We start from the raw sequence: 12,434 nt of genomic DNA, 5'->3' as shown, positions 1-12,434 counted from the left end.
TTCGAAGCCATGTGCGGGCATGAGGGCGGTCCGGCGGTGGTTGAGCCGTTACCATCGGCCAGCATCGGCGGGCGCCCGCCCGACCCTCAGGCCAGGGAGCGAATCGTGCTGATCACCCACGACACCCGGTGCGCCCTCGACACCGTGGTCGATCTGGTGAACACCGCACCGGAGGACGAAACGGCGTCGGACGGGCTGCCGGATGTGGCGACCCTCGCGGAATTCGTGCGCAACCACGAGATCAGCGACGTCGGGGTGCTCTCGGAGTCCGACCTCCGCGCGGTGCACAAGATCCGCGGACGCTTCGCCGCCGTCTTCGCCGCCCCCGACGCCCGGGCCGCCGCCGGCCAGATCAACGAGCTGGTCGCGGCCGCCGGCACCACGCCCAGGCTCACGGACCACGACGGCTACGACTGGCATGTGCACTATTTCGCCCCCGGCGCCTCCGTCGCCGACCATCTGGCCGCCGACTGCGGGATGGCCCTGGCGTTCTTCGTGGTCGCCGGGGAGCAGGAGCGGCTGCGGCGGTGCGAGGCGCCCGACTGCCGGCGTGCCTTCGTCGATCTGTCCCGCAACCGCTCGCGGCGCTATTGCGACAGCCGCACCTGCGGAAACCGCCTGCATGTGGCCGCCTACCGGGCGCGCCGCAAGGAGGCGGCGGGCTGACGGCGTCGCCGGGCCGCCGGGCTCCGGAAGACGTCGACGCGGGCCCCGGCGGGTGACGCCGGGTACCGCGGGTCAGGCTCACAGCAACAGCAGATCGTGCAACGAGGCCATGAGCAGCAGACTCCCGATCACCGCCAGGAAGATCATCAGCGGTGGCTGGGATAGGGCGAAGAGGCAACCGCGCGGCTCGTCCTGCCGGGGACGTGGCTCGTCCCGCGGGGAACGTGGCCCGTCCTGCGGCGTTGCGGGGTCGCTCTGTTCCGTCGTGTCCAGCATCTCGGGGCGATGATGACTCAATCGCCCCGCCGGGCGCGATCAGCGTCCTCGTTGCGTGCGGGAGTGCACCGATTGCGTGAGGTCCGGTTCGGGTTGTGATCACTTCCGCGCACCGGCGGACCCACTGTGACGATTGGCCCCGGCGCGTGGTGTTTCAGCCGCGGGCGCGCGGCCCGGTCATATGCCGTGCTTCTTGAGAATGGCCTCGATGTCGCTGAAGTCGTCCTCGCCCCGGGACGCGGGGGCGGGCCGGCTCGCCGGACGGGAACCCTGGCCCAGGCTGGGCGCCGAGGCCGCCGCCGGAGCGGCCGCCTCCGGCCGGTCCGCCGCGCGGGCCGCCGCCCTGCGCTCCTTGCGGGTCCCGCCACGGCGGCGCTCCACGGCCCGGGTGGTCATGAAGAGCACCCACGCGACGCCGAGGACCCCGAACCCGGCCCAGGCCGTCGGGCTGAACGCGGTGTCGGCCAGCCACTCGACGACCCCCGTCATCACCAGGCCGATCGGAACGAGCGCGTAGGCCGCGATACGGACCGCGGTGAGATAACGCTTGCGGTACGCCGTGATCACCGCAATGCCCAGGCCTGCCGCGGACACGGCGGAGCAGACGGTCTCGGCAATCATCCGGTCCTCCAGGCGGCGCGGTCGGGTCGGGGCACTTCGCTCCTTCCATCCTGCACCCGCCGATCCCCGGCGGGCCATGCTCCGGCCCGACATCGGGGAGATCTCCGGGTCGTCTCCTCCGCAGGTGCCGGTGCGGGCTGCGTCCCCGGTCCCGGCTGCTGGGAGAATGTGCGCATGAGCGACTCCTCCCCCGACCGTTCCGCCGCCCTCGTCCTCGAGATCTGGTGCGATCTCCAGTGCCCGGACTGCCGCACCGCGCTGGACGATCTCCGTGCGCTGCGTGCCCGCTACGGCGACCGTCTGGAACTGCGGCTGCGGCACTTCCCGCTGGAGAAGAACAAGCACGCCTTCGCGGCCGCCCAGGCCGCGGAGGAGGCGTGGGAGCAGGGCCGGGGGTGGCCGTATGTCGAGGCTCTGCTGGGGCGGGTCGAGGAGCTGGCCCGTGCGGGAGAACCCTTCCTGGTCGAGGTGGCCCGCGAACTGGGCCTGGACGCCGAGGAGTTCGACACTGCGCTGGTCGACGGCCGGCACATCCTGATCGTGGACGCCGACCAGGCCGAGGGCGAGGCGATCGGCGTGACCGGCACCCCGACGTACGTCATCGGCGGTGAGCGGCTCGACGGCGGCAAGAGCCAGGAGGGGCTGCGCCGGCGGATCGAGGAGATCGCGGACCGGCTGCTGGCCGGGCAGGAGCACTGACCGCTCTCGCCCGGCTCCCGGCCGCGGGTCGCTACAGCGGCTTGTACACGGCGTACCGCGTCGTCTCGTAGCCGAGCGACGCGTAGAGCCGTTCGGCCGGGGTGTTGCCGGCGAAGACGTTGAGGCCGAGGGTGCGCCTGCCCTCGGCGATCGTCTGTGCTTCCGCCAGGAGCATGAGGGTGCGGCCGTGTCCCTTCCCCCGGTGGGCGGCGTCGGCCTCCACGTCGAAGACGAAGGCGTTGTTCTCGCGCACCGCCAGCCACAGCGTGCCCACCGGTGCGCCCAGGTGCTCGACGACGCTGATGAGCATGCCGGGGGTGGCGAGCCCGTCGGGCAGGAGAGTGGCGTGGTCGCGCTCCGACTTCGCCCGGGCCTCGGCCTCCGGGACGCCCCGCTCGATCCAGCTGCGCGCGTAGTCCTCCTTGCCCTTCTCCAGCCACGGGCCGAACTCCGCCTGGGTCATGGGCCGGCCACGGCTGCCCTCCGGCAGGTCCGGAGGGGTGTCGCCGAGCGGCTTCTCCATGCCGCGGTTGCGGACGACGTAGCCGAGCGTCGTGGCGAGCCGGAGCCCCGCCGCGGACTCGGCGGGTACCGTCGCCTCGATGCGGCGGCCCCCCCAGCCGCGCGCCACCTCCTCCGCGGCGAGGGCGGCCACCGTGCCCCGGCCCCGCCTGCGGTCCGGTTCGTCGATGCGCAGCTTCATGATCCGGGCCACCGCGTCACCGAACACGGGATGCGTGCCGAGGTGGATCGCCCCCACGGGACGGCTGTTCACGCACACCTGGTAGCGGCGTGAACGTGTCCCGTCGGCGTTCTGCTGAAGCGGCTCGGTCGGCCGCAGGGTCGTGGTCATCAGGGGTGTTCTACCCGCAACCACGACCCTGGTCAGCCCCATATCCGCGGCTGTCAGGGGTCGAGGTCGTTGCCGGACCGCTCCTCGAAGATCCGCATCGCCTTGGCGGTCACCGGGCCCGGCGCGCCGGGCAGCTCACGGCCGTCGACACGGTGCACGGCCTGGACGTCCCGCAGGGTGGACGTCAGGAAGATCTCGTCGGCCCGTTCCAGGACGTCCAGCGGCAGGTCGGTCTCCGCGGCGCCGGTCCATTCGACCGTCAGCGCGCGCGTGATGCCCGCGAGGCAGCCGGAGGCGAGCGGCGGCGTGTGGATCTCGCCGTCGAGGACGACGAACACGTTGGAGCCGGTGCCCTCGCACAGCCGCCCCACCGTGTTGCCGAACAGGGCCTCGGAGGCGTCCTGTTCGCGGGCGCGGGCCAGGGCGACGACGTTCTCGGCGTACGAGGTGGTCTTCAGGCCGGTGAGCGCGCCGCGCTCGTTGCGGGTCCAGGGGACCGTGACGACGGCGGTGGAGTCGGGGCGGCGGGTCGTCTCGCCGAGGGCGACGACGAGGGTCGGGCCGTGCTCGCCGCGGTCGGAGCCGAGCGGCCCGTGACCGCCGGTGTAGGTGATGCGCAGGCGGCCGAGCGGGACGTGGTTGGTTTCCAGGACGGCGGCGCAGGCGCGGCGCACCTCGTCGTGGTCCGGGTCGGGCAGGCCGAGGCCGCGCGCGGAGCGGGTGAGCCGGTCGAGGTGCCGGGTGAGCGCGAACGCCCGGCCGTCCACCGCCTTGACCGTCTCGAAGATGCCGTCGCCCACGGTCAGCCCGTGATCGAAGACGGAGACGCGGGCGGACTCGATGTCCTGCAGCCCGCCGTCGAGCCAGATCTTCACGTCAGGTCCTCTCCACTCACCTCGTACGCTCCCGACGCTATCGCGAGCAGCCGGGCCGCCTTCAGCTCGGTCTCCCGCCACTCCCCCTCCGGATCGGAGCCCCAGGTGATGCCGGCGCCGGTGCCGAACCGCAGCACGCCGTCGGACCGGTCGATCCAGAAGGTACGGATGCCGACGGCCAGCTCACCCGTCCCGCTGTCGGCGTCGACCCAGCCGACCCCGCCGCAGTACGGCCCTCTGGGCGCCCTCTCCAAAGCGTCGATGATCCGCAGCGCGCTGGACTTGGGCGCGCCGGTGACCGAGCCGGGGGGGAAGGCGGCGCCGAGCAGCTCGGCCCAGCCCACCCCGTCCGCCAGCTCGCCGCGGACCGTCGAGACGAGGTGGACCAGCCCGGGGTGCTTCTCGACGGCACACAGGTCGGGCACCGTCACGCTGCCCGTGGCGCACACCCGTCCGATGTCGTTGCGGACGAGGTCCACGATCATCACGTTCTCGGCGTAGTCCTTCTCCAGCAGGTCTGCCTCGGTCCTGCCGGTGCCCTTGATCGGCCCGGACGCGACGATCCGGCCCTCGCGCCGCAGGAAGAGTTCCGGGGAGGCAGTGGCGATCTCCACGCCGTGCCCGGGTAGGCGGATCGTTCCTGCGTACGGGGCCGGGTTGCCGCGGGCCAGCAGTGCGGTGAGGGCGTCCACGTCGGCGCCGGGCGGTACGGGCGCGGACAGCACCCGGCACAGGTTCGCCTGGTAGACCTCGCCGGCCGCGATGTGGTCACGGATCCGCCGCACCGCGGCCGTGTACGCGGCGCGGTCGAGCGAGGACGTCCAGTCACCGGCGGCCGGTCCGCGCCATGCGCCTGGTACGGCAGCGGGCACGCCCGCCGTCCGGACTTCCGCGAAGCGGGCGCAGGTCAGACGGCCCTCGAAGTCGGCGCAGACGGCCCAGAAGCCGCTGGACTCCAGGGCCTCGGGGTCGTCGGTGACGTCGAGGAGCCCGGTGGCGACACGGTCACCGAAACGGGCGAGAGGAGGGAGGTCGAGCACGCAGTCGAGTCTATGGCGGGTATCCCTCGCGTGACCGGGGGATGTCTCCCCCGGCGACTCTGTGACCTCCCTGAGCAGGGGAAGCGCAGCACGCTGCGCAAACGCGTTTTTGTCCTGGCACCGGAATCCGCTAGAGTTCAACACGTCGCCGGGCCGCGAGAGCGGGCCGAAACGACAGGCGGACGTAGCTCAGTTGGTAGAGCGCAACCTTGCCAAGGTTGAGGTCGCGAGTTCGAACCTCGTCGTCCGCTCGAAGGAAGAGGGGGCTTCCCGGCCCCCTACACTCCTGGTGGAGTGGCCGAGAGGCGAGGCAACGGCCTGCAAAGCCGTCTACACGGGTTCAAATCCCGTCTCCACCTCCAAGGACGATTAGCTCAGCGGGAGAGCGCTTCCCTGACACGGAAGAGGTCACTGGTTCAATCCCAGTATCGTCCACTGGATCTCTCAAGGATCCCGACCCGCGCGATTAGCTCAGCGGGAGAGCGCTTCCCTGACACGGAAGAGGTCACTGGTTCAATCCCAGTATCGCGCACGCAGTGCCCATGATCCGCTGCTCTCAGTGGTCATGGTCCCGCGGACGATTAGCTCAGCGGGAGAGCGCTTCCCTGACACGGAAGAGGTCACTGGTTCAATCCCAGTATCGTCCACACCACACGGGAGCCCCCGGCCGTTCACGGCCGGGGGCTCCTGTGATGTCACGGCTCAGGACGAGAACAGCATGTGCCCGAAGCTCTTGTTGCGGTGGTGACCGTGATGGCCGTGATGGCCGTGCGGGGCGCCCCACGCGGGGGCCGGCGGGGGCGGGTAGGCCTGCGGGGGCGGCGGGGCGGCCTGGGACCACTGGGCCTCCAGACGGGTCAGCGACTCCAGCTCGCCGTAGTCGAGAAAGATCCCGCGGCAGCCGCTGCACTGCTCGATCTGGACACCGTTGCGGTTGTACGTGTGCATCGGCGCACGGCACTTCGGACACTGCATGGTCGTTCAACTCCTCGCCGGTCGGTCCTGCTTCACATCTCGCCAGGGCGGACTCTGTCCTGCTGTGGTCGGTTGCACCCTACTTCGCGTGCTCCTGCGCCAACTGCGGCGGGACGGTAGCCATTCGGTCACAAGCATCCACGACCGACTGCTCCACCTCGTCCAACGGCCGGCCGGCCGTGATCGCCTTGGCGACGGCCCGGGCCGCGGTCTGGGCGGTGAGGGCACGGGCCGGGACGTCCAGGGCGGGCCAGGGATCGCCCTCGGCCGGGACGGCGGGGCCGCCCGCCTCCCGGTAGGCGGCGAGGAAGCGGGCCCAGGTCTCGGGCGGGAGCAGGCCGCAGGCGTACCAGGCGGCGGGACGGGCGAGGTCCCAGGCGGGGACGCCGACGCCGAGGTCGTCCACGTCGATCAGCAGCCAGGGGCCCGCCGGGGCGGGGTGACGTACGAGCTGGCCGAGGTGGAGGTCGCCGTGGCAGAGGGTGCCGGTCCGCGGCATCGGCGCCTCGGCCCGGGCCCAGGGCGGGAGGGTGGCCCAGGCGCGCAGGACGGAGGCGGCTGCGGGGTGCGGGCCGGCCCCGCGGAGCCGGGCGACGGCCTGGGCCGCCTTGGCCGGGCCGCGCATCGCGGTCAGGTCCCGCGGCGCCGGGGTGCGGTGCAGGCGGGCGAGGAGTGCGGCGGCGGCTTCCCAGGGTGCGGCGCCGGGGTCCTCGGGGTCCACCGGGGTGCCGTACGGCCAGAACGTCACCACGCGGCCGTGCAGGGCGACCGGGGCCGGGTCCAGCGGGGGCAGGAGGATGCCGGGGTGGTGGGTGGCGAGGGTGAGACGGCCGGCGAGTTCGGCCGGGTCGGTCCCCGGGGGGTGGGCCTTCGCAACGGTGTCCGCGTGCCGCACCACCAGGCCGTCGGGGCGGTCGGCGAGCGTCGCCGCGCCGCAGGGGCAGGCAGATGAGCGTGCGTGGGCGGTGGCCCGGACCGTGGCGGTGAGGTCGGCCAGGAGCGGGCCGGGGACGGAGTTCACCGGGTGAGAGTACGTGCGAACAGGGGCCCGGTCGCAGGGAACCGCCTGTTCCGGGTGCCCGGCGCCTGCCGGACAAAAGCAATGCCGGCGCAGCTCCCCAGCTGCGCCGGCATTTTTGCCGTCCGCCGCACCCCCGTCCCCACGGGGTTTCATGGGTGGGATGTCCCCGCCCGGACCGCTCTTCCGGGCCTGGGGTCGCCGCTCAGCGCCCCAGCATCTCGCCCACGGACGACGCCTGTGTGGCCACTGTCTCCCACCCGTCGAAGACGAGGAGGAGCAGGACCGCCAAGGGAAGGGCCATCAGCGTCGCCACCACCGGGTGGCGACGGCCCTGCCGGCGGCGGAACGCGGCGGCGTACACCTTGCGTCCCTCTTCGCGGAGCAGCGTCCGCGGAGCCGTCTGGGCCATGGTCCTCTCCTGACCGTTCTCAGTTGTCGTTTGCAGCGGCGGGCATCTGACCTCGGGGGACGAGTGCTGCACCCGCCGCTTGACCTAAATCTAGGCGTCCGGCCCTTCCCGGGCGTCATGCCCTCGTACCGATTGCCGGGCCTCCCGGAGGATGAGGCACCACCTGCGATGTACTCCCCTGGGTGGAGACGGGGACGCGGGTCTCAGGGTCTTCCCCGACGGGACGCCCGGCTCATTCCGCTTTGTCCGGGCTTTCCTCCCGCGGAATCGGCTGTTCCACCAGGGCCAGCACCCGATTCGCCATGAAGCGGGCAGTACGCACGACCGTCCCGCTACGGGTGATTTCGCTCACTTCCACGACACCTCGGCGTACCGCCGTCTCCACCCTGCGGCCCGCCCTGCTCGCCACCACCTCGTACGTGCGCGTCGTGTCCCCCGCATCCACGACTATCTCCACACGATCACCCTTCACAGGACCAATCCCCCTTCTGGGACGGGTGGTTGGGAGCACCGACTGCTCGAAGTCCGCCTCTTCGCGCCCTCCCTGACCACCTTTCAAGTCTCCCACCCACCACTGACAATCCATCACCCTGAGAGGGCGCGGCCTCTGCGCACCGGCGGCCGTGGAAACGTAAGCTGTGGCTCGTCACAGGACCGGGCAGCGGGGATGAACATGGCGATGATGCGCCTGAGGCGCGAGGACCCGCGCGTCGTCGGCTCGTTCAGGCTTCACAGACGGCTCGGCGCGGGCGGGATGGGCGTGGTCTACCTGGGCTCCGACAAGAAGGGGCAACGGGTCGCGCTCAAGGTCATCCGGCCCGACCTGGCCGAGGATCAGGAGTTCCGCTCCCGGTTCGCACGCGAGGTCTCGGCGGCCCGGCGGATCCGTGGCGGCTGCACCGCCCGGCTGGTGGCCGCCGACCTCGACGCGGACCGCCCTTGGTTCGCCACGCAGTACGTGCCCGGACCTTCCCTGCACGACAAGGTGGCGGCCGAGGGACCACTCGGTGCCGCCGATGTAGCGGCCGTCGGTGCGGCCCTGTCAGAGGGCCTGGTGGCCGTGCACGAGGCCGGGGTGGTGCACCGGGACCTGAAGCCGTCCAACATCCTGCTGTCCCCGAAGGGGCCGCGGATTATCGACTTCGGCATCGCCTGGGCCACCGGCGCCTCGACGCTCACCCACGTCGGCACGGCCGTCGGCTCGCCGGGCTTCCTCGCGCCGGAACAGGTGCGAGGGGCCACCGTCACTCCGGCCACGGACGTGTTCTCGCTCGGCGCCACGCTCGCGTACGCCTCGATGGGCGACTCGCCGTTCGGCCACGGCAGTTCCGAGGTGATGCTGTACCGCGTCGTGCACGAGGAGCCGCAACTGCACGGCGTGCCCGACGCGCTGGCTCCGCTCGTCCGGGCGTGTCTGGCGAAGGACCCCGAGGAGCGGCCCAGCACACTGCAACTGTCGCTGCGGCTCAAGGAGATCGCAGCCCGGGAGTCGCAGGACCTCGCCGGGGTCCGGCCGGCCGCGCCACGCGGCGCCGAGACCGAGCGGCCCACCGACACCTACCCCGAGCGGACCCGCCGCCCGCAGGGGCAGCAGGGCGCGGGCGCGTCCGGGGCGCAGCGGGGCCGGGGCACCCCCCCGCCGCGGGGTTCCTCGCCGTCCCGGGACGGCCATGCGTCGACGGACGGAACGCCCTCCCAGGGCGGGGCCGGTACGCGGGGCGGGAACCGGTCGACGGGGGGCGGGAGCCGTGGCAGGGCCCCCATGCGGGGGCCCAGCGCCTCGCGCGGCGGCGGTCCATCGCGGTCCGGATCGCGGCCGACGCCCACCGGGCGCGACGGCACGCGGTCGGCCGGCGGCAGCCGTCCCGCTCCGCACAGCGGCACCGGTCGTCAGGGGCCGAGGAACACGGGGACCGGGCTACGGCCCGCCAATCCGCGGCTGCTGCGGCAGCGGCTGTTCGTGTTCGTCGTGGTGACGCTGCTGGTGGCGGTCGGTATCGCCCTGGTGCAGGGCTGTCAGGGCCCGGCCCGGGGGCTGGGCGACGATGGGGGCGTCGTACGGCAGGAGCACGTCCGGCAGGACGACGGCCCGCAGGACTTCAGACCACAGGGCTTCGTGCCGCAGGGTCTCAGACCGTAGGGCTCCGTGCAGCGGGCCTCACACCTCAGGACTCCGTGCCGAGGACTTCAGACCTCAGGGTCTCAGACCGCAGGGCTCCGTGCCGCGGGCCTCACACCTCAGGAGTCCGTGCCGAGGACTTCAGACCTCAGGGTCTCAGACCATGGGGCTCCGTGCCGCGGGCTCTTGCGTAGGACGAGGGCCGGCTGGTCAGCCGGGCGTCACAGCTGCGGCAGGATCCGTTCGAAGAACGCGCGATCGCCCTCGAAGACCGGGTTCAGGGCCAGGAACTCCCGGGGGGTGACCCAGCGGGTCTCGGCGACCTCGCGCGGGTCGGGGACCACCTCGCCGGTGTCCGCGCGGGCGGTCCACCAGTGGAGGCGGAAACGGCGGTCGTCGGTTTCCGACTCCCAGACCTTCGCCTCCGGCACGACGGTGAGGCCGACCTCCTCGCGCACCTCCCGGACGACCGCCTGCTCCTGCGTCTCCCCCGGCTCGACCTTGCCACTGACGGGCTGCCAGTAGCCGGGGCGCACGACCGCCGGCCCGCGCCGCACGGCGAGGAGGCGGTCACCCCGCAGGAGGACGGCGACGACGGCCTCGTGCTGCTCCACGCGGGGCCCCTAGACCCGGGGCCGGCCGGTGGCAACGGCGTAGAAGGCCACGGCCGCCGCCGCGCCCACGTTGAGGGAGTCGACGCCGTGGGACATGGGGATGCGAACCCACTCGTCGGCGGCGACCAGGGCCTGGGTGGACAGGCCGTCACCCTCGGCGCCGAGCATGAGTGCCACGCGGTCCATGGTGTGCGGCGCGGCCTCGTCGAGCGACCGGGCCTTCTCGTCGGGGGTGAGTGCGAGCAGCGTGAAGCCCGCCTCGCGGACCGACTCCAGGCCCTTGGGCCAGGTGTCCAGACGGGCGTACGGCACGGAGAAGACCGCGCCCATGGAGACCTTCACACTGCGGCGGTACAAGGGGTCGGCGCAGTCCGGCGAGAGCAGGACGGCGTCCATGCCGAGGGCGGCGGCCGAGCGGAAGATCGCGCCGATGTTGGTGTGGTCGTTGACCGACTCCATGATGACGACGCGGCGGGCGCCCCCGAGGAGACCGGCGGCCGTGGGCAGGGGTTTGCGCTGCATGGAGGCGAGCGCGCCACGGTGCACGTGGTAGCCGGTGACCTGCTCGGCGAGCTCCGGGCTGACGGCGTAGACCGGGGCCGGGAGTTCGTCGATGACGTCACGCATGACGTCGACCCACTTGGCCGAGAGCAGCATGGAGCGCATCTCGTAGCCGGCTTCCTTGGCCCTTCTGATGACCTTCTCGCCCTCGGCGATGAACAGGCCCTCAGCGGGTTCGCGCTTGCGGCGCAGTTCCACGTCGGTCAGGCCGGTGTAGTCGCGCAGACGCGGGTCGTCGGGATCCTCGACGGTGATGAGATCGGCCACAGGGTGATACTGCCTTGTCCTGGGTGCGGTGCCAACGGCTGGGTAGAGGTTGTGTTACCCGGAGTTACTTGCGGGGGGCGGGTGTCTCGGGGCCGACCTTCACGACGTCACCGATGACGATGACCGCCGGGGGCTTCACATCCTCGCTCCGCACGGTCTCCGCGACCGTCGCGAGGGTGGCGTCGACGCGGCGCTGGCCGGCCGTCGTGCCTTCCTGGACCAGGGCGACCGGTGCGTCCGGGGACTTGCCGTGCGCGATGAGCGTCTCGGCGACCTTGCCGATCGTGCTGACGCCCATGAGGATCACCAGCGTGCCGGTCAGCTTGGCCAGGGACGGCCAGTCCACCAGGGAGCGCTCGTCGTCGGGGGCGATGTGGCCGCTGACCACGGTGAACTCGTGGGCGACGCCCCGGTGGGTGACCGGGATGCCGGCGGCGCCCGGGACGGAGATGGAGCTGGAGATGCCGGGCACGACCGTGCACGGGATGCCGGCCTCGGCCAGCGCCTGGACCTCCTCCATGCCGCGCCCGTAGACGAAGGGATCGCCACCCTTGAGCCGGACGACCGACTTGCCCTTGCGCGCGTGCTCGATCAGGGCGTCGTTGATCGCTTCCTGAGCCATGAACCTGCCGAAGGGCAGCTTCGCCGCGTCGATCACCTCGACGCCCGGGGACAGTTCGGCGAGCAGGTCGCGCGGGCCGAGGTGGTCGGTGATGACCACGTCGGCCTCCGCGAGCAGCCGGCGGCCGCGCACGGTGATCAGGTCCGGGTCGCCGGGGCCGCCGCCGACCAGGGCCACGCCGGGAGTGCGGGTGCGGTGGTGCGGGGCGACGAGGGTGCCGTCGCGCAGGCCCTCGACGACCGCGTCGCGGATGGCGGCGGTGTGGCGGGGGTCGCGGCCCTTGGCGTCGGTGGTGAGGACGGCGACCGTGACGCCCTCGCTGTGACCGGTGGCCGGGGTCCAGGCCGTCGCCCGGTCGGCGTCGTCGGAGCGGACACACCAGACGCGGTGGCGCTCCGCCTCGGCCGAGGCCGCGGCGTTGGCCTCGGCATCGCTGGTGGCGATCAGGGCGTACCAGGCGTCCGCGAGGTCGCCCTCCGCGTACGGGCGCCGCTCCCAGGTGATCTCGCCTGCGTCCGCCATGGCCTCGACGGAGGGGGTGGCCTCGGGAGACACGAGGAGGACGTCCGCGCCCGCGGCGATCAGGGCCGGAAGGCGGCGCTGAGCGACCTGGCCGCCGCCGAGGACGACCACGCGGCGGCCGGTGAGGCGGAGGCCTACGGGGTAGGCGGGGTGTTCGGCCATGAGGTGCGGCTCCTGTTGCGGCGGTGTTCAGTGCCCTGACGTGCGGATTTTAATGGGGCAGGGGTGAGGGCGGCTCGGGTGGTCCGCCGGCTGGGCACCGGGACCCCCCTGCCGGTGGGCGGTCGGCGGGCG

15 protein-coding genes and 5 tRNA genes are annotated in these 12,434 nt (G+C 72.5%); 8 read left to right on the top strand and 12 right to left on the bottom strand.

The genetic code is table 11. The annotated features are described in order from the left end of the window. Positions 1–105 precede the first annotated feature (105 nt). Positions 106–666, top strand: coding sequence for a CGNR zinc finger domain-containing protein (locus tag ACIQHQ_RS26015; protein WP_402615672.1), 561 nt, complete (start codon positions 106–108; stop codon positions 664–666). Positions 667–744: 78 nt separating this feature from the next. Here the strand turns inward: ACIQHQ_RS26015 and ACIQHQ_RS26010 are convergent, their stop codons facing one another. Together ACIQHQ_RS26010 and ACIQHQ_RS26005 are read right to left on the bottom strand one after the other, a co-directional pair. Further along, positions 745–942 carry a hypothetical protein gene (locus ACIQHQ_RS26010; RefSeq protein ID WP_402615669.1) on the bottom strand — a complete coding sequence of 66 codons (198 nt, stop codon included), beginning with the start codon at positions 940–942 and terminating at the stop codon, positions 745–747. Positions 943–1,119: 177 nt separating this feature from the next. Continuing rightward, positions 1,120–1,563 carry a hypothetical protein gene (locus ACIQHQ_RS26005; protein ID WP_402615666.1) on the bottom strand — a complete coding sequence of 148 codons (444 nt, stop codon included), beginning with the start codon at positions 1,561–1,563 and terminating at the stop codon, positions 1,120–1,122. A gap of 174 nt (positions 1,564–1,737) precedes the next feature. On the opposite strand from ACIQHQ_RS26005, the gene ACIQHQ_RS26000 reads away from it, so the two are divergent. Further along, a complete protein-coding gene (locus ACIQHQ_RS26000; RefSeq protein ID WP_402615663.1) occupies positions 1,738–2,262 on the top strand; it encodes a DsbA family protein in 525 nt (174 codons plus the stop codon). Between the two features lie 31 nt (positions 2,263–2,293). Here the strand turns inward: ACIQHQ_RS26000 and ACIQHQ_RS25995 are convergent, their stop codons facing one another. Genes ACIQHQ_RS25995 through ACIQHQ_RS25985 form a run of 3 tightly spaced genes read right to left on the bottom strand, consistent with a single transcriptional unit; the run spans position 2,294 to position 5,030 of the window. After that, complete coding sequence (locus tag ACIQHQ_RS25995; RefSeq protein ID WP_402615660.1) at positions 2,294–3,115, bottom strand: GNAT family N-acetyltransferase; 822 nt, start codon at positions 3,113–3,115, stop codon at positions 2,294–2,296. A 53-nt stretch (positions 3,116–3,168) separates the two neighbouring features. After that, positions 3,169–3,990, bottom strand: a complete 822-nt coding sequence (locus ACIQHQ_RS25990; protein WP_402615657.1) for an aminotransferase class IV — start codon at positions 3,988–3,990, stop codon at positions 3,169–3,171. Continuing rightward, positions 3,987–5,030 carry a chorismate-binding protein gene (locus tag ACIQHQ_RS25985; protein ID WP_402615655.1) on the bottom strand — a complete coding sequence of 348 codons (1,044 nt, stop codon included), beginning with the start codon at positions 5,028–5,030 and terminating at the stop codon, positions 3,987–3,989. Before ACIQHQ_RS25985 ends, ACIQHQ_RS25990 begins: the two co-directional genes overlap by 4 nt. 178 nt (positions 5,031–5,208) lie before the next feature. On the opposite strand from ACIQHQ_RS25985, the gene ACIQHQ_RS25980 reads away from it, so the two are divergent. From ACIQHQ_RS25980 to ACIQHQ_RS25960, 5 genes are all read left to right on the top strand, one after another. Further along, positions 5,209–5,281: transfer RNA gene (locus tag ACIQHQ_RS25980), tRNA-Gly, on the top strand. Positions 5,282–5,318: 37 nt separating this feature from the next. Beyond that, positions 5,319–5,392, top strand: a tRNA-Cys gene (locus ACIQHQ_RS25975). 1 nt (position 5,393) lies between these two features. Beyond that, a tRNA-Val gene (locus ACIQHQ_RS25970) sits at positions 5,394–5,465 on the top strand. A 25-nt stretch (positions 5,466–5,490) separates the two neighbouring features. Further along, positions 5,491–5,562: transfer RNA gene (locus tag ACIQHQ_RS25965), tRNA-Val, on the top strand. A gap of 43 nt (positions 5,563–5,605) precedes the next feature. Further along, positions 5,606–5,677 (top strand) — tRNA-Val (locus ACIQHQ_RS25960). 55 nt (positions 5,678–5,732) lie between these two features. Here ACIQHQ_RS25960 and ACIQHQ_RS25955 read toward each other — a convergent pair. The 4 genes from ACIQHQ_RS25955 to ACIQHQ_RS25940 form a co-directional block, all read right to left on the bottom strand. Then, positions 5,733–6,005 (bottom strand): zf-TFIIB domain-containing protein, encoded by a 273-nt coding sequence (locus ACIQHQ_RS25955; RefSeq protein WP_402615652.1) that lies wholly within the window; start codon positions 6,003–6,005, stop codon positions 5,733–5,735. Between the two features lie 79 nt (positions 6,006–6,084). Then, a complete protein-coding gene (locus ACIQHQ_RS25950) occupies positions 6,085–7,026 on the bottom strand; it encodes a phosphotransferase family protein (RefSeq protein ID WP_402615649.1) in 942 nt (313 codons plus the stop codon). Between the two features lie 202 nt (positions 7,027–7,228). Then, positions 7,229–7,435 (bottom strand): hypothetical protein, encoded by a 207-nt coding sequence (locus tag ACIQHQ_RS25945; protein ID WP_030842984.1) that lies wholly within the window; start codon positions 7,433–7,435, stop codon positions 7,229–7,231. Between the two features lie 232 nt (positions 7,436–7,667). Next, the gene (locus ACIQHQ_RS25940) at positions 7,668–7,907 is read right to left on the bottom strand and encodes a hypothetical protein (RefSeq protein WP_402615646.1); all 240 of its coding nucleotides are present in this window, start codon (positions 7,905–7,907) and stop codon (positions 7,668–7,670) included. Positions 7,908–8,102: 195 nt separating this feature from the next. On the opposite strand from ACIQHQ_RS25940, the gene ACIQHQ_RS25935 reads away from it, so the two are divergent. Then, positions 8,103–9,575, top strand: a complete 1,473-nt coding sequence (locus ACIQHQ_RS25935; protein WP_402615643.1) for a protein kinase — start codon at positions 8,103–8,105, stop codon at positions 9,573–9,575. A gap of 200 nt (positions 9,576–9,775) precedes the next feature. On the opposite strand, the gene ACIQHQ_RS25930 is transcribed toward ACIQHQ_RS25935, so the two are convergent. From ACIQHQ_RS25930 to cobA, 3 genes are all read right to left on the bottom strand, one after another. Further along, a complete protein-coding gene (locus tag ACIQHQ_RS25930; protein WP_402615641.1) occupies positions 9,776–10,168 on the bottom strand; it encodes an NUDIX domain-containing protein in 393 nt (130 codons plus the stop codon). A gap of 9 nt (positions 10,169–10,177) precedes the next feature. Further along, the gene (locus ACIQHQ_RS25925) at positions 10,178–10,996 is read right to left on the bottom strand and encodes a TrmH family RNA methyltransferase (RefSeq protein ID WP_402615638.1); all 819 of its coding nucleotides are present in this window, start codon (positions 10,994–10,996) and stop codon (positions 10,178–10,180) included. Positions 10,997–11,060: 64 nt separating this feature from the next. Then, complete coding sequence (gene cobA, locus ACIQHQ_RS25920) at positions 11,061–12,302, bottom strand: uroporphyrinogen-III C-methyltransferase (RefSeq protein ID WP_402615635.1); 1,242 nt, start codon at positions 12,300–12,302, stop codon at positions 11,061–11,063. Positions 12,303–12,434 lie beyond the last annotated feature (132 nt).

Origin of the sequence: Streptomyces sp. NPDC092370, assembly GCF_044755265.1 — a bacterium.
In the GTDB taxonomy this organism is placed as follows: Bacteria; Actinomycetota; Actinomycetes; order Streptomycetales; family Streptomycetaceae; genus Streptomyces.
The sequence above is the reverse complement of the archived record's forward strand: the minus strand, read 5'-3'. Positions and strand labels throughout refer to the sequence as shown.